This is a genomic window from Rahnella sp. Larv3_ips (assembly GCF_003697865.1).
GTDB classification, from domain to species: domain Bacteria; phylum Pseudomonadota; class Gammaproteobacteria; order Enterobacterales; family Enterobacteriaceae; genus Rahnella; species Rahnella rivi.
This window is the reverse complement of record NZ_MJIB01000004.1, coordinates 313,152-339,818: the sequence shown is the minus strand read 5'-3', so window position 1 is coordinate 339,818 and position 26,667 is coordinate 313,152. Positions and strand designations below refer to the sequence as shown.

Annotated in this window: 25 protein-coding genes; 8 read left to right on the top strand and 17 right to left on the bottom strand. The window is 53.4% G+C overall.

The features are described from left to right. Positions 1-39: 39 nt before the first annotated feature. The 4 genes from asmA to apbC all read right to left on the bottom strand — a co-directional run bounded on the left by asmA (position 40) and on the right by apbC (position 4,454). Positions 40-1,890: an outer membrane assembly protein AsmA gene (gene asmA / locus ED901_RS03980; protein WP_122094921.1), complete on the bottom strand. Its 1,851-nt coding sequence runs from the start codon at positions 1,888-1,890 to the stop codon at positions 40-42. A 43-nt stretch (positions 1,891-1,933) separates the two neighbouring features. Beyond that, positions 1,934-2,515 carry a dCTP deaminase gene (dcd, locus tag ED901_RS03975; RefSeq protein ID WP_056769537.1) on the bottom strand — a complete coding sequence of 194 codons (582 nt, stop codon included), beginning with the start codon at positions 2,513-2,515 and terminating at the stop codon, positions 1,934-1,936. A gap of 38 nt (positions 2,516-2,553) precedes the next feature. Continuing rightward, positions 2,554-3,195, bottom strand: coding sequence for a uridine kinase (gene udk / locus ED901_RS03970; RefSeq protein WP_056769536.1), 642 nt, complete (start codon positions 3,193-3,195; stop codon positions 2,554-2,556). 146 nt (positions 3,196-3,341) lie between these two features. Next, positions 3,342-4,454, bottom strand: coding sequence for an iron-sulfur cluster carrier protein ApbC (gene apbC, locus ED901_RS03965; RefSeq protein WP_122094919.1), 1,113 nt, complete (start codon positions 4,452-4,454; stop codon positions 3,342-3,344). Between the two features lie 161 nt (positions 4,455-4,615). Here apbC and metG point away from each other — a divergent pair, with 161 nt between their 5' ends. Next, complete coding sequence (metG, locus tag ED901_RS03960) at positions 4,616-6,646, top strand: methionine--tRNA ligase (protein WP_122094918.1); 2,031 nt, start codon at positions 4,616-4,618, stop codon at positions 6,644-6,646. 43 nt (positions 6,647-6,689) lie between these two features. On the opposite strand, the gene ED901_RS03955 is transcribed toward metG, so the two are convergent. Then, complete coding sequence (locus ED901_RS03955) at positions 6,690-6,962, bottom strand: DUF1127 domain-containing protein (RefSeq protein WP_056769531.1); 273 nt, start codon at positions 6,960-6,962, stop codon at positions 6,690-6,692. Between the two features lie 168 nt (positions 6,963-7,130). On the opposite strand from ED901_RS03955, the gene ED901_RS03950 reads away from it, so the two are divergent. The 3 genes from ED901_RS03950 to ED901_RS03940 all read left to right on the top strand — a co-directional run bounded on the left by ED901_RS03950 (position 7,131) and on the right by ED901_RS03940 (position 10,630). Then, entirely contained in the window at positions 7,131-8,549 is a 1,419-nt protein-coding gene (locus tag ED901_RS03950; protein ID WP_122094916.1) for a PLP-dependent aminotransferase family protein, read from the top strand. Positions 8,550-8,788: 239 nt separating this feature from the next. Continuing rightward, the gene (locus ED901_RS03945) at positions 8,789-9,739 is read left to right on the top strand and encodes a hypothetical protein (RefSeq protein WP_162997808.1); all 951 of its coding nucleotides are present in this window, start codon (positions 8,789-8,791) and stop codon (positions 9,737-9,739) included. 201 nt (positions 9,740-9,940) lie between these two features. Next, positions 9,941-10,630 carry a fumarylacetoacetate hydrolase family protein gene (locus ED901_RS03940; RefSeq protein ID WP_122094912.1) on the top strand — a complete coding sequence of 230 codons (690 nt, stop codon included), beginning with the start codon at positions 9,941-9,943 and terminating at the stop codon, positions 10,628-10,630. Positions 10,631-10,650: 20 nt separating this feature from the next. Here ED901_RS03940 and ED901_RS03935 read toward each other — a convergent pair whose 3' ends face one another. The 6 genes from ED901_RS03935 to bglF form a co-directional block, all read right to left on the bottom strand. Next, the gene (locus ED901_RS03935; protein ID WP_122094910.1) at positions 10,651-11,457 is read right to left on the bottom strand and encodes a hypothetical protein; all 807 of its coding nucleotides are present in this window, start codon (positions 11,455-11,457) and stop codon (positions 10,651-10,653) included. Next, complete coding sequence (locus ED901_RS03930) at positions 11,457-11,654, bottom strand: hypothetical protein (RefSeq protein WP_056769520.1); 198 nt, start codon at positions 11,652-11,654, stop codon at positions 11,457-11,459. The genes ED901_RS03935 and ED901_RS03930 overlap by 1 nt, the downstream gene beginning before the upstream one ends. Positions 11,655-11,828: 174 nt before the next feature. Continuing rightward, on the bottom strand, positions 11,829-13,310 hold the full coding sequence (gene ansP, locus ED901_RS03925) for an L-asparagine permease (RefSeq protein WP_056769517.1): 1,482 nt from the start codon (positions 13,308-13,310) through the stop codon (positions 11,829-11,831). Between the two features lie 230 nt (positions 13,311-13,540). Then, positions 13,541-14,389 (bottom strand): BglG family transcription antiterminator LicT, encoded by an 849-nt coding sequence (gene licT, locus ED901_RS03920; RefSeq protein WP_122094908.1) that lies wholly within the window; start codon positions 14,387-14,389, stop codon positions 13,541-13,543. An 85-nt stretch (positions 14,390-14,474) separates the two neighbouring features. Then, positions 14,475-15,872, bottom strand: a complete 1,398-nt coding sequence (locus ED901_RS03915) for a glycoside hydrolase family 1 protein (protein WP_122094906.1) — start codon at positions 15,870-15,872, stop codon at positions 14,475-14,477. Positions 15,873-15,909: 37 nt separating this feature from the next. Further along, the gene (gene bglF / locus ED901_RS03910; RefSeq protein WP_122094904.1) at positions 15,910-17,784 is read right to left on the bottom strand and encodes a PTS beta-glucoside transporter subunit IIABC; all 1,875 of its coding nucleotides are present in this window, start codon (positions 17,782-17,784) and stop codon (positions 15,910-15,912) included. 732 nt (positions 17,785-18,516) lie between these two features. On the opposite strand from bglF, the gene ED901_RS03905 reads away from it, so the two are divergent. Further along, on the top strand, positions 18,517-18,783 hold the full coding sequence (locus tag ED901_RS03905) for a helix-turn-helix transcriptional regulator (RefSeq protein WP_056769510.1): 267 nt from the start codon (positions 18,517-18,519) through the stop codon (positions 18,781-18,783). Positions 18,784-18,913: 130 nt separating this feature from the next. Here ED901_RS03905 and ruvB read toward each other — a convergent pair whose 3' ends face one another. The 6 genes from ruvB to aspS form a co-directional block, all read right to left on the bottom strand. Next, a complete protein-coding gene (gene ruvB, locus ED901_RS03900) occupies positions 18,914-19,921 on the bottom strand; it encodes a Holliday junction branch migration DNA helicase RuvB (RefSeq protein WP_056769508.1) in 1,008 nt (335 codons plus the stop codon). An 8-nt stretch (positions 19,922-19,929) separates the two neighbouring features. Beyond that, positions 19,930-20,544 (bottom strand): Holliday junction branch migration protein RuvA, encoded by a 615-nt coding sequence (gene ruvA / locus ED901_RS03895; protein ID WP_013575037.1) that lies wholly within the window; start codon positions 20,542-20,544, stop codon positions 19,930-19,932. 87 nt (positions 20,545-20,631) lie between these two features. Beyond that, a complete protein-coding gene (ruvC, locus tag ED901_RS03890) occupies positions 20,632-21,153 on the bottom strand; it encodes a crossover junction endodeoxyribonuclease RuvC (protein ID WP_056769506.1) in 522 nt (173 codons plus the stop codon). A gap of 108 nt (positions 21,154-21,261) precedes the next feature. Continuing rightward, positions 21,262-22,005 (bottom strand): YebC/PmpR family DNA-binding transcriptional regulator, encoded by a 744-nt coding sequence (locus ED901_RS03885; protein ID WP_056769504.1) that lies wholly within the window; start codon positions 22,003-22,005, stop codon positions 21,262-21,264. Between the two features lie 25 nt (positions 22,006-22,030). Then, positions 22,031-22,477 (bottom strand): dihydroneopterin triphosphate diphosphatase, encoded by a 447-nt coding sequence (gene nudB, locus ED901_RS03880; protein WP_122094902.1) that lies wholly within the window; start codon positions 22,475-22,477, stop codon positions 22,031-22,033. Next, complete coding sequence (aspS, locus tag ED901_RS03875) at positions 22,477-24,273, bottom strand: aspartate--tRNA ligase (RefSeq protein WP_056769501.1); 1,797 nt, start codon at positions 24,271-24,273, stop codon at positions 22,477-22,479. Before aspS ends, nudB begins: the two co-directional genes overlap by 1 nt. A gap of 335 nt (positions 24,274-24,608) precedes the next feature. Here aspS and ED901_RS03870 point away from each other — a divergent pair, with 335 nt between their 5' ends. The 3 genes from ED901_RS03870 to ED901_RS03860 all read left to right on the top strand — a co-directional run bounded on the left by ED901_RS03870 (position 24,609) and on the right by ED901_RS03860 (position 26,598). Further along, the gene (locus ED901_RS03870; RefSeq protein WP_122094900.1) at positions 24,609-25,184 is read left to right on the top strand and encodes a hydrolase; all 576 of its coding nucleotides are present in this window, start codon (positions 24,609-24,611) and stop codon (positions 25,182-25,184) included. A gap of 89 nt (positions 25,185-25,273) precedes the next feature. Then, on the top strand, positions 25,274-26,092 hold the full coding sequence (locus tag ED901_RS03865) for a DUF72 domain-containing protein (protein WP_122095610.1): 819 nt from the start codon (positions 25,274-25,276) through the stop codon (positions 26,090-26,092). A gap of 110 nt (positions 26,093-26,202) precedes the next feature. Then, the gene (locus ED901_RS03860; RefSeq protein ID WP_122094898.1) at positions 26,203-26,598 is read left to right on the top strand and encodes an MAPEG family protein; all 396 of its coding nucleotides are present in this window, start codon (positions 26,203-26,205) and stop codon (positions 26,596-26,598) included. The last annotated feature ends 69 nt before the right edge of the window (positions 26,599-26,667 follow it).

Genomic DNA, 26,667 nt, shown 5'->3' with positions numbered 1-26,667 from the left:
GGTGCCCTGTTAAGGCACCCGTTTTTTATTCGTAAGACATTACTTATTCAGAAGCTTTTGTACTTCGTCATTTCCTTTGCTGTCTTTACGTTTATCTATCCAGTTCTGAATCGCGCTGCGCGCGCTCTGTTCCAGCGTCTGTCTCAGCACCTGATCAACCTGCAACTGATAACCCATCTGAGCCCACGGCCCATAAACCCGCAGGGGGATATCGGTGGTTTTCAGTGTATTAATCAGATTGCTGTCACCCTTCCAGCCACCGGTCACACGGATGAGCAAGTTCATGTCAACCTGCTGGTCTGCCATGTTAATGGTGCCGTTACCTTTCGCTGTCACCATCGGCGACTGACCTTCAAGATTTTTCAGGGTTAAGGTACCCGCGGCAAGTTGTCCCTGAGCTCTCAGCGTATCGATCTGACTGTAATGATCATAACGCTCAAGCCCCTGAACCTTGTCGCTGCTGCGGGCGACGGCCTGCTGGATAAGCTGCTGAATATTGATGCCATTCAGATGCGCATTATCCATTGAGAGTTGCCCTTCTCCCTGCCAGCGTCGCGCGAAATCTGCGGCGGAAAGCCCTTTGCCATTTACGTCACCTTTGAGTGAGAAGCTCCCGGTCAGCGCTTTTGGCAGGCCATAGGCAGCCAGTACATCACCCAACTCAATCTTGTTCACGTCAGGCACCAGATGAACCTGAATCTGTTTCCCGGTGACATCCATATCGCCAGGCAATGAGAAGGTACCTGTGCCCATGTTGCCGCTAAAGGTGGATAAACCGACCTGACCCTGCTGATTAACCGCATTCAGTACCAGATTTTGAATTTTCAAACCACGATAGGTCAACTCTGCCACCTTCAGCGCCAGGCTGGCATCAAAGTTTTGCAGATTACTCAAACCATTGGGTTGATTGTCCACATCACGGGCAATGACCGGTGCTGAGGTAACAGCAGGCGTGCTTTCACCGGATGTCTCATCCGTTTTGGGCTGCCAGCCGGTAAGGGCATCGAGATCGAGCTTATTGGCGGTTAAATTCAGCTGATAATCTGGACTATCGCCCAGCGTTGCAGATGCGGTTCCGGCGATCTGATTATCGTTCGCCGTTAAGTTCAGCTGGCTCAGTTTGACGGTATCCGTATCGCGCTGATAACTGGCCTGCATAGCACCGTTACCCTGAACGCCCTTCACCGGAATATCGGCACCGCTGAGTTGATAGGTAAATTTGCTGATATTCGCCGCGAAGGCCTGAGGATAATGCTGCATATCCAGTTCGGCAGTCATGGTGAATGCCAGATCACGCTGATTGCGGCTGATGCGACTGGAAACCTGAAGAGTGGCCTGGCGGTTATCGTTCTTGTCCATTTCCATGTTGATATCACGGACATTAATTTGATCATCGTTGCCACGCTGCCAGATAAGCAAACTGTCGACGATGCTCAATTTATCGATATCAAATTTCCAGCCAGCCTCAAGATCGGGCGCAGCCGGCGCCACTGGCGTCGGGGTGGAAGGGGCAACCGGCGCGCCGGGCTGATTTTCTTCACTGTCAGGCGTTAACCGCACAACCGCATTTTTCAGCAGCACTTGTTTTACCGCAAGCTGATGAGAAAGCAGCGGCCAAAGTTTGACGTCCAGCCGCATGTTTTCCGCGCTGACCACCGGCGCTTTCGCACCCGGCGCAGTCAGGGAGGTTTGCCCTGCGATAATGCTCATCTGAGGCCAGACATGCCAGCGCAACGGACCGTTAATCGCGAGCTGATAACCGCTTTTCATCTCAACCCGCTCCACCATGTACTGGCGGAAGTCGTTTGGATTGATCAGAAATACCAGCGAAGTCATGCCGGCAATGATAACCACCAGTAAAATAACCAGTGTCGTCAGTAGTCTTCTCATGCCTTCCTCACGTTTTTATCCGACCTGCGGATAAAAAGCTGAATCAGTCTTCATCAATACGGCTGGCAACCGCGCTTTGCTGGTCGCGATATTTCGCATCCTGACGGCTGTTATAAGGGCGTGCCGCCGGGCCGGAAAGCGGCTCGAAGCTCAATGCACCAATCAACATGCCAGGGCGAAGCGCCAGTGGCAATTTACCTGAATTATAGAACTCCAGCACGATGCGTCCCTGCCAGCCCGGATCGATACGGTGTGCCGTCACGTGAACCATCAACCCCAGACGTGCGAGGGAGGAACGCCCGTCCAGCCAGCCGACCAGATCGTCGGGAATAGAAACGGTTTCAAACGTCACGGCCAGCGCAAGTTCGCCCGGATGAAGGAAAAACGCCTCGCCTTCCGGCAGGACGATCTCATCACTCATCACTTTATCGAGAGAAGCACTGACTTCGTCCTTCGGGCCACTCAGATCGATAAAACCTGCGTTGTGCCCGAGGAAAACGCGAAATCCATTACCCAGACGTACATCTACTGTAGCACCGTTAATACGTTCAACAGGCGGACGCGGGGAAATGCCTAATTTGCCACTGTCCAGCCAGGCTTCTATATCTCGATCGCAAAGTCTCATCGTTTCTCCGGTATGGTTTTCTACGGCTGCATCCGCGATTAGTTAAAGAATTGGCTGATTTTCGCCTTGAGGATATCAATCGCAATCCGGTTCTTGCCGCCACGCGGCACAATGATGTCTGCGTATTGTTTGGAGGGTTCGATAAATTGCAGGAACATTGGGCGGACGGTTTTCTGATACTGCGCCATCACGGAATCCATTGAACGGCCACGTTCGTTGACGTCACGCTTCATGCGGCGCATGAGGCAGATATCCAGCGGCGTATCCACGAAGATGGAGAAGTTCATTTCCTGACGCAGACGCACATCCGTCAGCAGCAGGATCCCTTCCAGAATGATGACTTTCTTAGGTTTCAGCGTCACCGTTTCGGCAAGCCGTGTGTGCTCAATAAAGCTGTAGCTCGGCAATTCGATTGCCTGGCCTGATTTCAGCGCCTGTAAGTGCTGAAACAGCAAATTGTGGTCCATCGCACTTGGATGGTCGTAGTTGGTTTTGACCCGCTCTTCCATGGTCATGTGACTTTGGTCTTTATAGTAGCAATCTTCAGGGATCACCCCGATGTGCTCATCGCCTACCTGATCACGAAGTTCACGGTATAACGTACTGGCGATAAGGCTTTTTCCCGAAGCAGATGCGCCAGCGATACCTACGATGACACACTGATGGAATTTGTCAGACATAAAATTAAAGACCTGATTTGGAAGTTGGAAGGCAAGCACAGACGTGTGCTTTGAACGCGCCAATTATAAGTTCAAGACAGCGCCTGATGCCAGCGTTAAGGCTGTGTAATCGCTGACATCAGGCAATAAATCGCAGAGTTGAGAGATTAAACTGCGCGGAAAGCGATTTCTGTAGGAATTGCATCGCCTTTCCAGAACAGCTGTGATGCGACTTTTGACGCCAGTTCACGGTAAATCGTTGTAAATTCACTCTCCGGGTTAGACACCACCGTCGGTTCACCGCGATCTAAATCTTCACGAAGCGAGATGTGTAACGGCAATTGTGCCAGCAATTCACAACGGTATTTTTCTGCCAGCCGTTGCGCCCCGCCGGTGCCAAAAATCGGTTCGTGGTGACCGCAATTGCTGCAAACGTGCATGCTCATATTTTCAATAATGCCTAACACCGGCACATGCACTTTCTCGAACATAACGATGCCTTTCATCGCGTCGAGCAGCGCGATGTCCTGCGGCGTGGTGACAACCAACGCGCCGGTAACAGGAATATTTTGCGACAGCGTCAGCTGTATATCACCGGTACCCGGTGGCAGGTCGATGACCAGATAGTCCAGATCCGGCCACAGCGTATCCTGCAACATCTGCATCAATGCTTTGCTGGCCATCGGGCCACGCCAGACCATGGCGTTCTCATCGGTAACCAGATAACCAATTGAATTCGTTGCCAGCCCGTGCGCCATAATGGGCGACATATGCACACCATCCGGCGATGTCGGGCGCTCATCTTCAGTGCCCAGCATGTTTGGTACTGAGGGGCCATAGATATCAGCATCCAGAATCCCGACCTTTCCACCCTCGGCCGCCAGCGCCAGCGCCAGATTGACAGCGGTGGTGGACTTCCCTACGCCGCCTTTCCCCGAACTGACCGCGAGAATATTACGCACACCTTTAATACCCGGCTGCTCGTTGGCCCGTTTCATGGTGGCGATGTCGTGATGCAGGTTCCACTGAATGGCGGAGGCACCCGTCACGCGCAGCAGTTCGCCGCTGGTTTCATCTTTCAATACTTCGAAACCGCTTTTCCAGGCGAAGGGCAGCGTCAGATCGATATGCAAAACCTCATCCATTAACACGCAGTGATGCAGTGCTTTAATGGCGTTGAGATCTTTTTGCAGAGTGGAATGGCGGAAGGTGGCCAGTACGCCGGTCACTAGTGCGCGCAGCCCCGCGGGGGTGGTCTGCTGTGGGGATTGAGATGTCATCCCGGCTCCTTGAAAGGGGTTGTCAGACTATTTATTAAACGACTTATTCTCTAAATAGCATAACAGAAGAGATGTAGAGATCCCCCGTTTGTTTACGCGGGGCGGCGCTTTCGGTTAACATCAATACCCCTGATTTCAACAACAGAAAGCAAGCTCTTACTATGGCTCAAGTCGCGAAAAAAATTTTGGTAACCTGTGCACTTCCGTACGCCAACGGATCCATCCATCTTGGTCACATGCTCGAACACATCCAGGCTGACGTCTGGGTTCGTTTCCAGCGAATGCGCGGCCATGAGGTGCACTTCATCTGTGCGGACGATGCGCACGGCACGCCGATCATGCTGAAAGCACAGCAACTCGGTATCAAGCCGGAAGAGATGATTGCCGAAATGAGCCAGGAGCATCAGAAAGATTTCGCCGGCTTTGGCATCAGCTACGACAACTATCACTCCACGCACAGCGATGAAAACCGTGAGCTGTCCGAGCTGATTTATGGTCGTCTGAAAGAAAACGGCTTCATCAAGAATCGCACCATTTCTCAATTGTACGATCCGGAGAAAGGCATGTTCCTGCCTGACCGTTTCGTCAAAGGCACCTGCCCGAAATGTAAATCGCCCGACCAGTACGGCGATAACTGTGAAGTCTGCGGTGCGACCTACAGCCCGACCGAACTGATCGAGCCGAAGTCCGTGGTGTCTGGCGCTACACCGGTCATGCGTGATTCCGAGCACTACTTCTTCGATCTGCCAGAATTCAGCGCGATGTTACAGGCGTGGACCCGTTCAGGTGCATTGCAGGAGCAGGTCGCCAACAAAATGCAGGAATGGTTTGAGTCCGGTCTGCAACAATGGGATATCTCCCGTGATGCGCCATATTTCGGTTTCGAAATTCCGGATGCGCCGGGCAAATTCTTCTACGTCTGGCTGGATGCGCCTATCGGTTACATGGGTTCATTTAAGAATCTTTGCGACCGTCGCGGCGATCTGAACTTCGACGAATTCTGGAAGAAAGATTCAACGACCGAGCTGTATCACTTCATCGGTAAAGATATCGTTTATTTCCACAGCCTGTTCTGGCCAGCCATGCTGGAAGGCAGCAACTTCCGCAAGCCTACCAATCTGTTTGTTCACGGTTACGTGACGGTGAACGGCGCGAAGATGTCCAAATCACGCGGCACGTTCATCAAGGCCAGCACCTATCTGAACCATCTGGATGCCGATTGCCTGCGTTATTACTACACCGCCAAACTGTCTTCCCGTATTGATGATATCGATCTGAATCTGGAAGATTTCGTGCAGCGCGTGAACGCCGACATCGTCAATAAAGTGGTCAATCTGGCTTCCCGTAACGCTGGCTTCATCGCCAAACGTTTCGACGGAAAACTGGCGGATACACTGGCTGACGAAGCCCTGTTTAAAACCTTCACCGATGCCGCTGAGAGCATTGCGCAGGCGTATGACAGCCGCGAATCTGGTCGTGCTATCCGTGAAATCATGGCGCTGGCCGATTTGGCAAACCGTTACGTGGATGAGCAGGCACCGTGGGTTGTGGCGAAACAGGAAGGCCGCGACGCCGACCTGCAGGCTATCTGCTCAATGGGTATCAACCTGTTCCGCGTGCTGATGACGTATCTGAAACCTGTTCTGCCATCGCTGGCCGAGCGCAGTGAAGCCTTCCTTAACACCACGCTGAGCTGGGATTCCATTGCGCAGCCTTTACTGTCGCATCAGCTCAATCCGTTCAAAGCGCTGTTTAACCGTATCGAGCTGGATAAAGTGGCCGCGATGGTTGATGCGTCAAAAGAAGACATTGCGGCAGCGAAAGCGCCGGCAACAGGTCCGCTGGCGGATGACCCGATTCAGGACACCATCACATTTGATGATTTCGCTAAAGTGGACATGCGGATTGCGCTGATCAAAACCGCAGATTTCGTGGAAGGTTCGGACAAACTGCTGCGCCTGCAACTGGATCTGGGTGGCGAGACGCGTCAGATTTTCTCCGGCATTCGCTCTGCGTATCCTGATCCAAAAGCGCTGGAAGGCCGTCTGACCATCATGGTCGCTAACCTCGCACCGCGTAAAATGCGCTTCGGTATTTCTGAAGGAATGGTGATGGCGGCTGGCCCTGGCGGGAAAGAGATCTTCCTGCTCAGCCCGGATTCCGGTGCACAGCCTGGTATGCAGGTGAAATAAGAACGTATGACGACTCCTCCCCCGTCAGGGGGAGGACGTTAAATCACTTCGGCCAGTTCGGCCATACACTGCGTGGATATTCTCTGTCGATATCCGATTTCGCCAGCCCGATATCTTTCAGCTGATCCGCACTCAGTCCGTGTAAAATTTTGCGGCTGACCCGGCGCTCATTCCAGCCATGTACCACGGCAAACAACTGTTTTAACCATCCGCCTTTTTTAACCGGCATCTGTACTGCACGCTCAGCCACCCCGACATCCGCACAAACCCTTGCCTCACACCCTGCAAACTGACGTTCTTCAATGATATTTTTCATATTCTTCTCCCGTTAACGACCTGACAACAGGATCGGATAAACGGCAAAAACATTACAGATTCAGTTTTTTAGTATTTCAACCATACAGATCTGGATCCAATCACAGATACGGGGTTAGATTGTATGCATCTGTACTGTTTTGTTTGCGCCGAGGTTGAGGAAAAGATAATGAACCGTTATGAAAATCTGGCGAACGTATTGAGTGACCGCATCGAACAGGGGTTGTATCCCGCCGGGATCCGTCTGCCCTCCGTGCGTGTTTTGAGCAGTGAGCATGGCGTCAGCGTGAGTACGGTTCAGCAGGCTTACCGCGTGCTGGAAGAGAAACAGCTGGTGGAAGCGCGCCCTAAATCCGGCTACTTCGTGAAAGGCGCGAGGATACAGGCCGCCCTGCCCTCGGGATGCCGCCCGGCACAACGACCCGTTGAGATCTCACAGTGGGATCAGGTGCTGGATCTCATCACTTCCCCGCATCGTCCCGGCGTGGTGCAACTCGGGCGCGGCTCTCCGGATGTTACCGCGCCGACGCTCAAACCGCTCAGTCGCCTGATGGGGCGCGCCGGTCAGCATCAGAATCTCAACGCATTTCATTACGACAGCATCTACGGCTCGGAGGATTTACGCGAGCAGATCGCCCGGCTGATGATCGACAGCGGCAGCCATATGGATGCCAGCAATATCCTGATCACCACCGGCTGTCATGAAGCGCTGTCGATCGCCATCCGCTCCGTGTGCGAACATGGCGATATCGTCGCGGTCGATTCCCCGAGTTTTCACGGTGCAATGCAAACCCTGAAAGGCTTCGGCATGAAAGCACTGGAAATTCCTACCGACCCGGTCACCGGAATCAGCCTGGAAGCGCTGGAAATGGCGCTTGAACAGTGGCCCATCAAAGCGATACAGCTGACGCCTAACTGCAATAACCCGCTCGGCTACAACATGCCGGATGATCGCAAAAAAGGCTTACTGCGTCTGGCACAGCGTTACGATCTCGCGATTATCGAGGACGACGTCTATGGCGAACTGGCGTATCAGTATCCCCGCCCCGCCACCATCACCTCTTTCGATGAAGATGGACGCGTTCTGCTGTGCAGTTCGTTTTCAAAAACGCTGGCGCCCGGTTTGCGTGTCGGCTGGATTGCACCGGGCCGCTATCATGACCGCGCCATCCACATGAAATACATCACCACCGGCGCCTCCGCGACGCTGCCGCAAATTGCCATCGCCGACTTCATCAAACAGGGACACTATCTGCAACATATGCGCCGTATGCGCAATCAGTACCAGCGAAACCTGTGCGTAATGACCGACTGGGTCATGAAGTATTTTGCCTGCGGAACACGGGTCAGCCGTCCTCAGGGGGGATTTTTGCTGTGGATAGAACTGGATGAGCGTATTGATACGCTGCGGCTAAACCGAATGCTGGAAGAATATAACGTGCAGATCGCCATCGGTTCGATATTCTCCGCATCGGGAAAATACCGCAATTGCCTGCGGATGAATTACGCCCAGCCCCTGACGGCAAAAACCGAACGTGCGGTACAGCGGGTAGGGATGTTGGTTTCGCAGATGCTCGAAGAAAGCTGAACGTCATGACACCGCCAAGGCTGATCATCCGAGACTGTCAGCCCTGAAACCCTGCGCACCCTAATAAAAAGACGTTGGTGATTTTCTCCCCCCCAAAATCCGTGGCCTGTTTCTCGGGCTCGGATTTTTCTCACCTCAGGTTGATATAGCGCATAAAGCGTTTCCTCCGAAGCTTATATCTTGCCCAACGCCCGGCACGGGTTGCACAGCGAATAAAACAATAAAAACTTCCAAAGGAATTGGATATGAAACACCTCATGACTGCGCTGATTCTGTGCGCACCTCTCGCCACCACGGCATATGCTTCATCAGTAACACCACAAACACTTCATGATTCCGTCAAGAAAATCGGCGCTGCACAGGCCATCAGCCATCTGAATGAACAAGAATTTCAAACACTGACGTCCGGTATTACAAAGGCCGATCCTGAATGGCTAAAATTGGTACCGGAAATCGCACCGGGGATTGAAGGAGGCAACGCCAGTACCCTCGTCGAAGCGCTGGCAAGGGCTTTATCAAAGGATCCCAAAAACGTCATCAGCGCCCTGTCCGAGCCCGCATCCGCCAGTTTGCCGGGTAAAGAAAAGGTCTGTACGCTGCCTTTCCCCGGTGAAGCAGATGCTTATCTCGCACGCTATTATCGTCTGACCGAACCGGCACTGAAAAAAATGGGAGAAAAGGGAAAATCTTGCCTCAATGAGTTGCATGAAGCCTTTGGGAAAATAAGAACCACCGCCCAGGATCAGCAGAATTTTTCACTGAACCGGCAGAAAATTACGCCCGCTCTGCTGTGGGCTGCGATGGAGAAAAACGGTGCTGAAAAAGTCGCCAGCTCACTCTCCGTTGCCAGCCGAAAGACCCTGCAGGACGGAATTTCTCAGGGGGATCGTGAATGGCTGATGATTGCCGATGCTCTGGTCAATGTGACGGATCCGCAAACCCACGCGATGCTGATGCCCGCATTGGCGACAGCGCTCAGCCAGAATCCGGGGGATGTCCTCAAAGTGGCCGAAGGAAATATTGAAACCGAGATCCTCTGCGCCATGCCCTTCCCCGATGCCAGCACAAGTGCGCTCTCCGCGTACTATCAAAAAACGCAAACTGCACTGCTCAGGCTGCATCGCCGGGGAGAAAACTGCCTGAAGGTACTCCAGAGAGAACATGATTTGATGGTGAATAAATCCCGTTAAACCGCAAATCACGCGGCAGGGATCTTCCCCGTCATGTCCCGGCTTTCAGAAATAAACAGCAGCTGATGGTTTTTTATGACGATGAACCGGGGCGCGTTACACATCGTGACCGTCAGACATTGACCAGTAACAACAATTTGCTGGTCAACCGGGGTGTGCTTTGCAAATATAACAATACGTTAACTTTGTGAAGTGAATACGATGACCGAATTTGTAATTGCCGTACCTCAAACGCCGTCTCTGGCCGTTGAAGGCCAGAGTGCACGTTTCCCGCTACGCCGCGTCTACTGCGTTGGACGTAACTATTCTGAGCACGCCCGCGAAATGGGTCACGACCCCGATCGCGAGCCGCCTTTCTTCTTCTCCAAACCTGCCGATGCGGTTGTGCCTGCCAGCGGCAGCGTTCCCTATCCAGGACTGACGGAAGATTTGCATTACGAAGTCGAGCTGGTGGTCGCCATCGCCAAAGGCGGTAAAAATATCGCCGCCGCCGATGCTCTTTCGCACGTCTGGGGTTATACCGTGGGCGTCGATCTGACCCGCCGTGATCTTCAGGCACAGGCGAAGAAAATGGGCAGGCCGTGGGATTTCGCAAAAGGATTTGATGCCTCAGCACCCGCCAGCCCGCTGCTGCCGGTCAGTCAGACCGGTCATCCGGCGTCGGGTAAAATCTGGCTGGACGTCAACGGAGAGAAGCGCCAGCGCGGTGATCTGAGCGATCAGATCTGGCAAGTGGCAGATGTCATAAGTTATTTGTCGCAGGCCGTTGAATTGCAGCCGGGCGATCTGATTTACACCGGTACGCCAGCAGGCGTCGGTGCCGTGCAGCGCGGTGATGTGATCACCGGCGGCATTGAAGGCCTGAGCGATTTCAGCTTCACGATGGCCTGAAGATAACCGGACGCCTGATCTCAGGCGTCCTTTTCCCCGATTTTCTTCTGCATATCTTCTTCGATCAGCGGGATCAGCTTCTCAAACGCACAGGCACTCGCCGGGTCAAACAACGACAATGTCTCAATCTGGCTGAGCAGGATCACTTTGCGAAAATTCAGGGCATCCACCGGCTTCGATACCGGCGTGATGCCATGTTCGCTGTAATAGCGGGCGTAATTGTGTTCCACACGAAGTTCCAGCGTGTCCTTGTCGCAATAGCCACTGACCATCGGGATCACCACGACATTATCGGAGGAGGACGTTTCGCATCGTGCAGTATGCACCATGCCGATATAAACCCGGCGCGATTGCAAAGTGATGAACACCATGTCGCCCTGCTCCATACACTGGTACAAAATGCCTTCCACACCGTTGGCGCGCGTCAGTTGCTTGTAGAGTTCCTTGCGTCCGGCGGTGTTGAGCCGTAACCCCTGCGACCAGGTCGTGCGCATTAAACACAGCATCACCGACACCGCGAGCATAATGACCACCGGCGCCTGGATCCCGAGGAAACTCCAGTTGATAAAATCACGGTGGTAGTGCACATCCTGATGTAAATGCGACAGCTCAGGCAGCCAGTTCACCACGGTGGAAATGCCCCACAGCGCCAGATACACCAGTGCAATCACCAGTACGCCCTGTAAGACAAATATGCAGCCGTACAACGCCACCAGGAAATAGACATCCCAGCCGAACGTGCGTTTGAGTTTGAAACGAGATGAGATGTCGCGGGTGGTGTACCAGTACCCGCAGACCATTAACACCATAAATACCGCCGTTGCCATTACAACACGCTCATGCGTTTGACGTGACGGGCGAAATCTTCCTGCATCTCCTGATTGGCAGGATTAACCGAAGCGGTGCCATTTTCGTCGATCAAAATGCGCTCCCCTTCTTCAAGCGTATTTTCAATATCGGCAGCGCTGAACAACCCTAAAAACTTTTCAGGGCTGGAAAAAATTTGTAGCAGGATCTTAAACATGCGTCTCTCTTGTCTTTGCAAAGACCTAAGACTAGTCAACTGATGGGGAAAAAGGGACAAAGGCCGGGCAGTTTAGGAATAATTACTTGTGCTGGCTTAAAAAGCCGCAATGATAAAAAGGGCCGCCTTTGCGGGCAGCCCTTGGTCGTTTTTCACAGCAAGACGCGGAAGGAATTACTTCACTTCTGCGCCGTCATGATGTGCTTCTTCGTGCGCGTCCTGCGCTTGTTTGACTTCTGCAGCGCGTTTGCGCAGGCCTATCCAGCCCAGCACCAGCAGAATGATCAACACCGGAATGGTTGCAATGGTGTAGGTGCCGTTCGGGTAGTCAAACGCCATCAGCACCAGCACACTCGCCAGGAAGGCCAGCGTCAGCCAGGAAGTCACCGGCGCCCACGGCATTTTAAAGGACACGTCTTTCGCACGGCCTTCTTTAATCGCGGTACGCAGCTTCATCTGGCAGACGATGATAAATGCCCATGAACTGAGGATGCCCAGAGAGGCGACGTTCAGGACAATCTCAAACACCTGCGAAGGCACGTAGTAGTTCAGCACGACGCCGATAATATAAATCCCAACGGTAACCAGAATGCCCGCATAAGGCACCTGCTGCGCACTCATTTTCGACATGAATTTCGGCGCAGAACCGCCCATCGACAGAGAACGCAGGATACGGCCAGTGGAATACAGCCCGGAGTTCAGGCTCGACAGCGCCGCCGTCAGCACCACGATGTTCATGATGGTGCCGATGTAAGGCACGCCCAGTTTGCTGAAGAAAGTCACGAACGGACTTTGCCCCGCCTGATAGGCATTCCACGGCAGCAGCAGCACAAGCAGCACCACCGAACCCACGTAGAATAAGGCGATACGCCAGATCACGCTGTTGATGGCTTTTGGCAGCACTTTCTCAGGATCTTTGGTTTCGCCCGCCGCCGTCCCGACCAGTTCGATCGCGGCGAAGGCGAAGACCACGCCCTGCACAAGCACCAGCGCCGGCAAGAGGCCGTGCGGGAATATTCCGCCGTTATCTGTGATCAGATGCAGGCCGGTCGAATTGCCATCAAGCTCCTTACCCGTACCGAGGAATACCACGCCGACCACCAGGAAGATGGCGATGGCCGCGACTTTGATCAGCGCGAACCAGAACTCCATTTCGGCGAACCACTTCACACCAATCATGTTCATGGTGGCGACAATCGCCAGTGCGCCCAGCGCGAACATCCATTGCGGAACATCACCGAAGGTTCCCCAATAGTGCATATACAGAGCCACTGCGGTGATATCGACAATCCCGGTCATCGCCCAGTTAAGGAAATACATCCAGCCAGCAACGTAAGACGCTTTTTCGCCAAGAAACTCACGTGCATAAGAAACGAAACTGCCGCTGGTCGGACGGTGTAACACCAGTTCGCCAAGCGCACGCAGGATAAAGAAAGAGAAAATACCGCACACGGCGTAAACAATCGCCAATGCCGGACCGGCCATCTGCAAACGTGCGCCTGCACCGAGGAACAAACCGGTACCGATAGAGCCGCCGATAGCAATCATCTGAACCTGACGATTGCCCATGCTTTTGTGATACCCGTCGTCGTGCGAATCCAACCAGCGTCTTTTAGCAGCGCGTTTGGCCTCTGCCGACTTTTTATGAGACTTCATTCGATCTTGTTCTCCAAAAATGACCTTCGCCTGGACGTCTTATAGGGCAAGCAACCGATTGCAAGCCTGGACGTTTACGTGGTTTATCCACTGTATTTTTTTAGCCGGAACTGTTTTCAAGCAATAACGGCGAAGGATGCTACCTGTTCTCACTTACCGAGGCAAAAAAAACGTCACTAAAAATTGTTATCACTCATATTTCGCAGGACGAATTTTGTGGATACGTGCGGTCAGGATGTCTCTTTTGGCAGGCTCTCTTTTCTGACCCGCTCAATGTTAATTGACAGGTACATGACCTCTTCCGTGGTCAGCTCACGCTGATATTGCGCGCTCAGGTAATCACCAATCTTTTCGGCGCAGGTCCAGGCCTGCGGGTAATTTTCTTTGACCGCCACGTGCAGCGTCATGTCGTCGTCAGCCACTACCGTACGGCTCAGCATACGCTGTGCGAAAAATTTGAGATGGGTGACAAACCGCTGATAACTGAGCGATTCTTCGTCATACTCGAGCCGCAGCTGGTATTTCACCAGGTTAAGAATTTCCTGCATGACGCGGGTGATCTGCGCCACCTCAGGCATTTCGCCGTTAAGCTGAGCATTCACCAAATGGAGGGCAATAAATCCCGCCTCGTCGGGCGGCAGGCGAACGCCAAGGCGGCGGTCAATGATCTCAAGCGCGTCGAGCCCCAGCGCATATTCTTTCGGGTACAGACGGCGGGTTTCCCACAGCAGCGCATTACTGATCGGCACACCCTTTTTCTGCCGTTCGATGGCAAAATTGCAGTGATCGGTCAGCGCGATATACAGATTTTCCTGTAATTTTCCCAGACGGGTGCGCGCCAGCGTGATGATGTGATCACAGGTGGTCATCACTTCCATCGGAATATGGGATAAAAGCTCGGTCAGGCGGGCAACCAGTTCATCGTTTTGCAGCGCAAAGATTTTCTCGATTTTACTGTCGTCGAGTTCATCTCCCGTTTTTTTCATAAACGCCAGCCCGCAGCCCATGACCACCTGTTCGCGTTGCTGTTCGTTAACGACAACCACCACATTATTATTGAGTATTTTGGCGATTTTCATTCTAACTCCCTGAAAAGAAAAACCTGACCATCCGTACGGATGATCAGGTTTTGTCTGCCGCTGTCTACGGATCTGCCTGATAATATCAGGATTTCAACGATGCACCGTGAGATTTAATCACCTCGGTATACCAGAAGAAGCTTTTCTTACGGCGACGTTCCAGCGAGCCATTGCCCTGATCGTCGCGGTCAACGTAGATATAACCGTAGCGTTTGGAGAATTCAGCTTTCGACGCGCTCACCAGATCGATAGGCCCCCAGCTGGTGTAGCCCATCACTTCCACGCCGTCCTCAATCGCTTCACGCACCTGAACTAAATGGTCGTTGATGTACTGAATGCGGTAATCATCGTTGATACTGCCGTCGGCTTCGAGCTTATCGCGCGCACCCAGGCCGTTTTCAACAATAAATAACGGTTTCTGATAGCGGTCATACAGCTCATTCATCAGGAAGCGCAAACCTTCCGGGTCAATCTGCCAGCCCCATTCTGAACTTTCCAGATGCGGATTTGGCACCATGTTCAATATATTGGCGCGCGCTTTGATATTCAGCTCTGCATCGGTGGTCACGCAACCGGTCATGTAGTAACTGAAAGAAATAAAGTCGACAGTTTCTTTCAGCGCCTGTTTGTCTTCCGCGGTGATGATGATTTCCATGCCGCGATCTTTAAAGAAACGCGGCATATAGGCCGGGTACGCACCGCGCACCTGGACGTCACCGAAGAATAACCAGTCACGGTTCTGTTGCAGCGTTTCCATCATGTCTGCCGGTTTGCAGGTCAGCGGGTAGAGCATGCCGCCAAGCAACATGTTACCGATTTTGGCATCAGGAATAATCTCGTGGCAGGCTTTTACCGCTTTGGCGCTGGCAACCAGCTGATGGTGGATCGCCTGATAAATTTCCTGTTTGCTGCTGTCTTCCGGCAAGCCCACGCCGGTAAAGGGTGCGTGCAGCGACATATTGATTTCGTTGAACGTCAGCCAGTATTTGACCTTATCTTTGTAACGGCTGAATACGGTGCGGGCGTAGTTTTCAAAGAAGCCGATGGTGTCGCGGCTTCCCCAGCCGCCGTGTTTTTTTACCAACCCGTAAGGCATTTCGTAGTGAGAAAGCGTCACCAGCGGCGTAATGCCGTATTTTGCCATCTCATCAAACAGGCGGTCGTAAAAGGCCAGCCCGGCCTCGTTTGGCTGCGTTTCATCACCCTGCGGAAAAATACGCGTCCAGGCAATTGACGTCCGCAGAACGGTAAAACCCATTTCGGCAAACAGCTTCATATCTTCCGGGTAGCGGTGATAGAAATCGATCGCCTCGTCTTTGACGCCGAAATCACCCTCCACACGCTCCTGCACCGGACCGAAAACGCCCTGCGGCTGCAAGTCTGAGGTAGACAATCCTTTACCGTCGGTCAGGTATGCGCCTTCTACCTGATTGGCTGCCACTGCGCCGCCCCATAAAAAACCGTTTGGGAATTGCTTATTCATATGAACCTCCTGGCTCTGGTCGTTATCGAAAAAAAACTTATCGTAAAAGCGTAAGCAGTGGCGTTTGTTCACTGACGTTCTGGCCAATACTGGCCGGGATCACGTCAAGGTAATCGTCACTGTTGGTCATCAGCACCGGCGTTGTCAGATCGTATCCGGCGTCCGTGATGCCCTGAATATCGAATTCGAGCAGCAAATCGCCCTGCTTCACCACCGCATCGACGGCAACATGTGGCGTAAAGAATTTGCCGTCGAGCTTCACAGTATCGATGCCGACGTGGATCAAAATTTCCGCGCCGTCTTCGCCCTCAATTCCGATAGCATGATGCGTTTTAAACAGAGAAACCACCGTGCCGTTTACCGGTGAAACCACCCGCCCCGTAGTCGGTATAATGGCGACACCTTTACCCAGCAGACCGCTGGCAAACGTGGGATCTTTTACCTCTTCCAGCGCCACGCAGGTACCGGTCATCGGGCTTGCGATCAGCGTTTTACCCCGCGGTGCCTGTGCGGATTCTGCCGCCACTTTCGGATCGGGTTCGGCTGCGACCTCTTCTTCTTTCATACCGAAGAGATACGTTGCCAGGGCAGCAAACACCAGGGCAATCAGCGTACCGACAATGGCCGCGGTGACCGTCTGGTCAAAACCTGTCGGAGGGATCACCTGAGTGAATGTGAAAATGCTGGCAAAACCGAAGGAGTAAGCCGTGGTCTGGAAATAGCCAAGGATCGCCGACCCTAATGCACCGCCGACGCAGCCAAAGATAAACGGCCTGCGGCGCGGCAGGTTGATGCCATACACCGCAGGTTCAGTGATGCCGAAAATCCCGGCGCTGATGGCCGACCCCGCCAGCGCTTTAGTTCGCGCGTCTTTGGCGCGCAGCATGACGCCGATCACCGCACCGACCTGCCCCATAACCGCAGGGAGTAACAGCGGCAGCATGGTGTCGTGACCGAGAATACTGAAGTTATTGATCATCAGCGGCACCAGCCCCCAGTGCAGGCCGAATATCACACAAACCTGCCATAACGCCCCCATAAAGGCACCGGCGATCATCGGGCTGACGTGATAAATAAACTGATAACCGTTTGCCAGTTGCTGGCTCGCCCACGTCGCTACCGGGCCGATCACCAGGAATGTCAGCGGAACGATCACCATCAGGCAAATCAGCGGGGTAATAAAATTGCGCAGCGCACCGGGCAGGATTTTCATCGCCCGTTTTTCCAGCCAGCTGGATGCCCAGGCCGCGAGGATCACCGGGATAACCGATGACGCATAGTTAATGAAAATCAGCGGAATACCAAAGAAATGCTCGGCCGGAGCACCGGCCTGCTGAGCGTCAAAAGCGGCAATCATCAGCGGATGCACCATGGCTGCGCCAATCATCATCGTCACAAACGGATTACCACCGAATTTTTTACCCGCTGTAAACCCAATCACCAGCGGGAAGAAATAAAACATCGCATCGCTGGCGGCAAACCAGACTTTATACGTACCGCTTTCCGGCACCAGCCAGCCGCAGGCAAGCGCCAGTGCCAGAAACCCTTTGAGGATCCCTGAGGCAGCCATGATGCCGATGAACGGCGTAAAGATACCGGATATCACATCAATTGCCCGCGCAAACAGGCTGCCCTTGTCGCCGGACTCTTCGTCACCCCCTTCGGAAAGCGGGCTGGTTTTCACCAGCGCTTCGTAGACTGCGCCTACGTGATTGCCAATCACCACCTGAAACTGGCCGCCACTTTCCACAACCATGATCACACCGGGATTTTTTTTCAGCCCTTCCGCATCGGCCCTGGTGGTGTCTTTTAATTTAAAGCGTAAACGGGTTGCGCAATGCACCACGCTGTTCACGTTCTCTTTTCCGCCCACTCCGCGGAGAATTTCATCGGCTAACGTTTTGTATTCCATGGTGTTATCTCATCAGAGTAATGGCGTCGTGCACGACATTGCCGGTATATTCCACAGGGGCGGCCGGCCCCTGAATTCAGGCCAAAAAAAAACCTAAACATCCGGTCTCTCCGCACAATGCGAAGAAACAAGAAGTTTAGGTTTTGCCTGTCAGACAGTAACAATCCTGCTCTCTGAGGGGATTCTCTGGTGAATCCCTTCCGGATACAAGCCGTAATCTCGGACAAATCGTGAAAATGTGACCGGCCTCAGATTATGTGCAGAAGTCTTGCCTCACAAGCCCCCGGCCGGAGTTCGTTGCGGGCATAAAGCGCTAAATAAGCGGCGTAAGGCTGCAAAATTAGTAAGCTGTGTATTGCAACCTTGGTAACCGTTTACACGTTGCGCTATAATTCCTTGTCGCGGCAAAATCCGCGTCCGGGATTCTCAACCTGAATGTTCACTGGCGACATGGAATGCACACACATTCTATGTCTGAGTCTGCGCACACCTATTGCCTGTACAAACAACAAGCAATATCTCAATGGTGGCTCAGGCGGGGCTGACTTAGGTCAGGCCGGTATCCAGTAGAACCGGTGTTGAGAACCCCGTCAGGGCTACCACCAGCGAGATTCTCAACTCCAGTGGCGGCCAAACATTAATCTACTGGACAATGTGAAATGAAAGACAAGCCAAGGCAGGCACTCCCCCTCTCCCGGTCATTATGTGCCCCAGATACGCAGAGGCCGCATTATGACTAACTCCAGAGAAGACTGGCATCCCGCCGATATTATCGCGGCAATTCGCAAAAAAGGTTCAACGTTGACGGCACTCTCCCGGGAGTCCGGACTGGGTTCTTCCACACTCTCAAATACCCTTTCACGACGCTGGCCGAAAGGCGAAATGATCATCGCGCAAATGATTGGCGTACCGGCCTGGGAAATCTGGCCTAGTCGTTACTACAATGCCAAGGGTGAGTTAGTTGTGCCGAAGTTGCGTACCCCTAAAGCGGAAGTTTAGCCCGTTACGCGGTGAGAGCCCCGCTTTCACCGCCTTTTGAATCCAGCCGTTTACCTGCCTTTTCCTGAATTGCAGAAAACAAAACGGACGCTGATGCGTCCGTTGCAGGATATTTTGTCTGATATCGGGCTTATTCTTCGTCGCGAGAGAGTCCGAAATGCTTATAGGCATGATTGGTTGCCATTCGCCCGCGCGGCGTACGCTGAATAAAGCCCTGCTGGATCAGGAATGGTTCAATGACATCTTCGATGGTTTCACGTTCTTCACCAATCGCCGCCGCTAAGTTATCCAGGCCGACAGGTCCGCCGGAAAATTTATCTATAATCGCCAGCAGCAGCTTCCGGTCCATATAATCGAAACCTTCAGCATCCACGTCCAGCATATCCAAAGCGCCATTGGCGACATCACCGTTGATCGTTCCGTCACCTTTCACTTCAGCAAAGTCGCGCACGCGGCGCAGCAGACGGTTAGCGATACGTGGCGTGCCGCGTGAACGGCGGGCAATCTGATGAGCCCCCTCTTCGGACAACTCCAGCCCCAGGCATAATGCACTTCGCCCGACGATGTGTTGTAAATCCGCCACCTGATAAAACTCCAGGCGCTGCACAATACCGAAGCGGTCGCGCAAAGGAGATGTCAGGGAACCGGCGCGGGTCGTGGCGCCAATCAGAGTGAACGGCGGCAAATCGAGCTTGATCGAGCGCGCGGCAGGGCCTTCGCCGATCATGATGTCCAGCTGGTAGTCTTCCATCGCCGGATACAGAATTTCTTCAACAACCGGCGACAGACGGTGGATTTCATCGATGAACAACACATCGTGCGGCTCGAGGTTGGTAAGCATCGCGGCCAGATCGCCGGCCTTTTCCAGCACCGGCCCGGAGGTCGTGCGCAGGTTAACGCCCATTTCGTTCGCCACGATATTGGCGAGAGTGGTTTTCCCCAGCCCCGGAGGTCCGAAAATCAGCAGGTGATCGAGCGCGTCTTTGCGTTGCTTAGCCGCCTGAATAAAGATTTCCATTTGCGAGCGCACGTGAGGCTGGCCAACATATTCCGACAGCAGCTTGGGGCGGATCGCACGATCAATGACTTCTTCTTCGGTGAACACTTCGGACGAAATCAGGCGGTCAGCTTCGATCATCTCTTACCTCACAGCGCAGCGCGCAGCGCTTCTCTAATCAACGTTTCTGATTCAGCGCCGGGTTTGGCGACTTTGCTGATCATACGGCTGGCTTCTGGTGGTTTGTACCCGAGGGATATCAGGGCTGCAACGGCTTCGCCTTCAGCGTCAGATTCTTTCGCTTTCGACGCAGATGCAGGTAGCGTGATATCAGTATGATTGTTAAACAAATCACCGTTTAATCCTTTAAACCGGTCTTTCATTTCGACGACCAGACGTTCTGCGGTTTTCTTACCAACGCCAGGTAACTTGATTAAGGCGGTGATTTCTTCCTTTTCTACCGCACTGACGAACTGTTGTGCCGACATGCCTGACAGGATAGCCAGCGCCAGTTTTGGCCCGACGCCGTTAACTTTAATCAGCTCACGGAACAGCGCGCGCTCTTGTTTATCGTTAAATCCGTAGAGCAACTGAGCATCTTCACGGACGATAAATTGCGTGAAGATGATAGCTTCCTGACCCAGTTCCGGCAATTCGTAAAAACAGGTCATCGGCATATGCACTTCATAGCCCACGCCGTTGGTTTCCAGCAGCACCAAAGGGGGCTGTTTTTCCAGAATAATGCCTCGTAGTCTGCCTATCACGTTCATTTTCCTTATCAGGTCAAAAGCTGCGATGTTTATATCATAAAAAAGGCTGGATGGATATCCAGCCCAGGGGACTTGCGGCGTCTATCGCATACGTCCGCGTGCCATCTGTAATTTGTCCGTGCTGAGCCGGATAGCGTTCTGGCTCATGTGACAGTGAGTGATGGCAATCGCCAGCGCATCAGCCGCATCGGCCTGCGGATTAGCAGGGAGCTTCAGCAAGGAGCGCACCATGTGCTGAACCTGCGATTTCTCAGCGGCACCGGTACCCACGACGGTCTGTTTCACCTGCCGCGCGGCGTATTCAAACACCGGCAAATCCTGATTCACAGCGGCCACAATGGCGGCTCCGCGCGCCTGACCAAGCTTTAAAGCAGAGTCGGCATTCTTCGCCATGAATACGGATTCGATAGCAAAAAAATCAGGCTGAAATTGCGTAATAATTTCCGACACACCGGCATAAATCAGTTTCAGTCGTCCCGGCATATCGTCCACCACGGTACGGATACAACCGCTGCCGAGATAACTCAGCTGACGCCCTGTCTGGCGAATAATGCCATAGCCGGTGATACGCGAACCGGGGTCGATCCCCAGAATAATAGCCATAGCCAGTCAACGCCTTGTGTTGTCGTTTTTTTGCAAAGTTGGGGAGAGTATAAACTGCCGGGGGACAACAGGATAGCCAGCCGGTGGTAGCCACCGGCGGCACTGAGATTACAGAGTTTCTGCGATCTCGTCAGAGATTTCACCGTTGTGGTAAACCTCCTGAACATCATCACAATCTTCCAGCATGTCGATCAGGCGCAACAATTTAGGTGCAGTGTCTGCGTCCATGTCTGCTTTGGTCGATGGGATCATGGTGACTTCGGCGGAATCCGCTTTGAAACCGGCAGCTTCCAGCGCATCTTTCACGTCGCCCAGACTTTCCCAGGCAGTGAACACGTCGATAGCACCGTCATCGTAAGACACGATGTCTTCTGCGCCCGCTTCCAGCGCGGCTTCCATTACAACATCTTCATCCAGACCCGGTGCGAAAGTGATCACACCTTTTTTGGAGAACAGGTAAGCCACGGAGCCGTCTGTCCCCAGATTGCCACCGGTTTTGTTGAAAGCATGACGCACTTCCGCCACGGTACGGTTGCGGTTATCACTCAGACATTCAACCATCACCGCCGAACCACCAGGACCGTAACCTTCATAAATGATGGTTTCCATGTTGGTGTCGTCATCACCGCCCACGCCACGCGCCACGGCACGGTTGAGGGTGTCACGGGTCATGTTATTGGACAGGGCTTTGTCGATAGCCGCACGCAGACGCGGGTTAGCCGCAGGATCGCCGCCGCCGAGTTTTGCTGCCGTTACCAGCTCACGAATGATTTTGGTGAAAATCTTGCCACGTTTAGAATCTTGCGCCGCTTTGCGGTGCTTGGTGTTGGCCCACTTACTGTGACCTGCCATAAAAATCTCCAAAAAGTCTCAAGTCTTAACAGACCGAATAGTTTACAAATTCTTCAATCGCCTGCTGGTTGCTCGGGGAGACCGTCAGCGCTGCGGCTGCCGGCTTATCGAGCCACCGGTACGCGTGATGTTCCGTAAGAGGCACGTCACGCTCGTCGGGCAACGCCAGACAGAACCAATGTTCTTTGTTGCGGGTTACGCCCGGAGCATAGCGATGGCGCAAATGCGCAAATATTTCAAAGTCCTCACAGCGATGGCAGTCCTGAAGAGTCAGGTTTTCACCTGCGATGTCGATACCGACCTCTTCCATGACTTCGCGCTGCGTGGTTTGATTCGGGGATTCCCCGTCCTCCAGGCTGCCGGTTACCGACTGCCAGAAATTCGGGTCATCCTTTCGTTGAAGCATCAGCACCCTGCCGGTGTTTCTGGCGTAGATGACGCACAGTATCGACTCAGGACGCTTATAGCTCATTAGTTATTCTCTGTATTTGTGTCTGGCGTCACTTCTTTTTTCGCCACAACTGCGATGCCCAGTTCCAGCAGGGAAGCCGGATTGGCAAAGCTTGGGGCTTCTGTCATCAGACAGGCCGCTGCCGTGGTTTTCGGGAAGGCGATCACGTCACGGATGTTGTCCGTACCGGTCAGCAGCATCACCAGACGATCCAGACCAAATGCCAGACCCGCGTGCGGAGGCGTGCCGTATTTCAGGGCGTCGAGCAAGAAGCCGAATTTCTCGCGCTGTTCGTGTTCGTTAATACCCAGAATGCTGAACACGGTCTGCTGCATTTCGCTGCGGTGAATACGCACGGAACCGCCGCCAACTTCATAACCGTTGATGACCATATCGTAAGCATTCGCAATCGCGGAAACCGGATCCGCCGCCAGCTCTTCTGCGGTCATGTCTTTCGGCGCAGTGAATGGGTGGTGCATGGCGCTCAGGCCGCCTTCGTCGGTGTCTTCGAACATCGGGAAGTCGATCACCCACAGCGGCGCCCACACATCGTCCTGAGTAATTTTCAGGTCGCGGCCCACTTTCAGGCGCAGCGCACCGATAGCGTCAGTCACGATTTTCGCGCTGGCTGCGCCGAAGAAGATCATGTCGCCGTCTTGAGCGCCGGTGCGTTCAATCAGGGCAGACAGCAGTTCTTCGTTCAGGAATTTAGCGACCGGGCTCTGGATACCTTCCAGACCTTTCGCCACTTCATTCACTTTGATGTAAGCCAGACCTTTCGCGCCGTAGATTTCGATGAATTTCGCGTATTCGTCGATTTGCTTACGGCTCAGGGACGCACCGCCCGGCACACGCAATGCAGCCACGCGGCCTTTCGGATCGTTGGCCGGATCGGCAAACACTTTGAACTCGATATTTTTCATCAGGTCCGCAACGTCAACCATTTCCATCGGGTTGCGCAGGTCAGGTTTGTCGGAACCGAAACGACGCATCGCTTCTGCATAGGTCATGATCGGGAAGTCGCCGAGATCCACGCCTTTAATTTCCTGCCACAGCTCGCGCGCCAGTTTCTCCATCACTTCACGCACTTGTTCTGCGCTCATGAAAGAGGTTTCGACGTCAATCTGGGTAAATTCTGGCTGACGGTCAGCGCGTAAATCTTCATCACGGAAGCATTTTACGATCTGATAATAACGGTCAAAGCCGGACATCATCAGCAGCTGTTTGAACAACTGAGGAGACTGTGGCAAGGCATAGAATTTGCCTTTGTGCACACGGCTTGGCACCAGATAGTCACGCGCACCTTCCGGCGTGGCTTTGGTCAGCATCGGGGTTTCGATGTCGAGGAAATCATGGCTGTCCATGAAACGGCGCACGAAGCTGGTGATTTTTGCGCGCGCTTTCAGGCGGTTCGCCATCTCAGGGCGGCGCAGATCCAGATAACGGTATTTCAGGCGCGCTTCTTCGGAGTTGACGTGATTGGAGTCAAGCGGCAGGGATTCGGAACGGTTGATGATGTTCAGGCCGCTGGCAAACACTTCCACTTCACCGGTCGCCATGTCTTTGTTGAACTGGCTTTCAGGACGCGCGCGCACGGTGCCGGTAAGCTGAATGCAGAACTCGTTACGCAGTTCAGACGCCAGTTTATAGGCTTCTGCCTGATCGGGGTCGAAGAAAACCTGAACGATGCCTTCGCGGTCACGCATATCGATGAAAATCAGACCACCCAAATCGCGTCGACGGTTAACCCAGCCACACAATGTCACTTCCTGGCCCACATTGGACGCATTCAGTTTTCCACAATATACAGTACGCATAACGGTATCCTTTTGATCCCACTACCCGGCCTTATGGCGCACAGGTACAGAAACGGTTATTCACTCTGGTCGCCCGCCCGCAAAACGCTGCGGCGCGCGGAATAGGTTTTATACGGGTCGAAAAAAGGCGGCTATTATAAAGGAATTTCCTTCGCAGGATAAGTGCGAACACGTCAACGCGGGCGCGGAAATTCACTCATGTTGCAAGCTACACATAATTTAACAAAATTATCCCCAATGCGATCCCCGCGTTAGCATAGACTCGCGCAATCCCCTTTGTACACGCAGTTCATAATTCCTTTCGCTATTAATGAGATAACCGGGAGCTAAACGCCATGAAACTTGACCCTAACACTACCGCGCTGGTACTGATCGATTTACAGAAAGGAATTTTACCTTTCGCGGGTGGCCCGCACACGGCGCAGCAGGTGCTGGATAATGCCACTGAACTGGCAAACCGCTTCCGTAAACTGGGTGCCCCGGTAGTGATGGTGCGCGTGGGCTGGTCGGATTCTTTCGACGAGGCGCTGAAACAGCCGGTGGACATTCCCGCAGCAGCCCCCGAAGGCGGCCTGCCTGCCAGCTGGTGGGAATTCCCGGAGCAACTGGGCGTGACTGACAGCGATCTGCTGGTGATCAAACGTCAGTGGGGCGCGTTCTACGGCACCGACCTGGATCTGCAACTGCGCCGTCGTGGCATTAAAAGCATCGTGCTGGCGGGTATTTCCACCAATATCGGTGTGGAATCCACCGCGCGTAACGCCTGGGAACACGGCTATGAACTGGTCATCGCAGAAGATGCGTGCAGCGCGCATAACAACGATCATCATCAGTCCAGCGTACAGTTTATTTTCCCACGCATCAGCCGCGTACGTTCGACCCTTGAAGTGCTTGCCGCTCTGCCGGAGTAACGTTACCCTGCCCTGACGCATTAATTTTGCTATCCTGACGCCGCCCGCTGAGGCGGCGTTTTGTTATGGAAAAATCGGGAGAATTCGGCATGTATATTGGTTTACCGCAATGGCATCACAGCGCCTGGGCAAAGATTGGTTTGCGCGATCTGGCTGATTACGCGCGGTATTTCAACTGTGTCGAAGGCAACACCACCTTTTATGCCCTGCCAAAGCAGGAAGTGGTGATGCGCTGGCGCGACATGACACCGGGATCCTTCCGTTTCTGTTTCAAATTCCCTTCTGCCATCAGCCATAAAGCTGCACTGGCAAACTGCCAGGGAGATGTCGATACGTTTTACCGCACGCTCGGGCCGCTCGGCGAACGCATCGGCCAGTTATGGCTTCAGCTGCCCGCAACCTTTGCGCCGCAACATCTTGACCGCTTATGGCAATTTCTCGATGCGCTGCCCGCGGGATTTGATTACGGCGTCGAAGTCCGGCATCCGGATTTTTTTGCGAAAGGCGATGACGAGCGGAGGCTGAATCAGGGGTTACGCCAGCGGGGTGTCAACCGCGCTATTCTGGACAGCCGTCCGGTACACAGTTCCGTCTCGGTGACAGAAGCGGTACTCGAGGCCAAACGTAAAAAGCCCGTGCTGCCACTGCACGCCGTAGCCACTGCATCGCGCCCGCTGGTGCGTTTTATTGGCGGTGACGTGCTGGAAGATAACCGGCCTTTGTTTGCGCAGTGGATAACCAAACTTCAGGCGTGGGACGCACAAGGGCTTTCGCCCTATTTATTCATCCACACGCCGGATTGCACCGACGCTCCCCAGCAGGCAAGAAGCCTGTGGCAGCAACTGCGCCAGCAAATGCCTTCGGTGTCGCCGGAACCAGACTGGCCTTTGCAGGACACGTTGTTCTAAGAAAATTCTCTTTTTCATGACGACAGTATTTAGTCAGACCGCTATCATAGCCGCGCAGCGGAGAAGAAAATGGCTCCGCCGGATTACCTGGAATAACCAAGGAAGTCATCATGATTAGCGCGTTATATGTCGTGCTTGCCGCCATACTTTTGATCAAACTCTCTTTCGATGTTGTCCGTTTGCGTACCCAATACCGCATTGCCACCGGCGACGGCGGCTCTTACGAATTGCAAACGGCCATTCGCGTGCACGGTAACGCCGTCGAATATCTGCCGATTGGTTGTTTGTTATTGCTGTTTATGGAAATGAACGGTGCTGCCGTCTGGATGATCCACGCCTGCGGCCTGTTACTGATAGTCGGACGCTTATGTCATTATTACGGGCTAAAGAATCGCGAATTTGCCTGGCGTCGCAACGGCATGGCCGCCACCTATATCTCGCTGGTAGTGATGGTCATGGTGAATATTTTTTACCTGCCGTGGTCGCAGTTCCTCAACTTCAACTGATTTTGGATCTTTTTCCCGTCAGTTTGCAGTGAACACCGGTGCGCAGGTATCTGCCTGCGCCAGTATCTG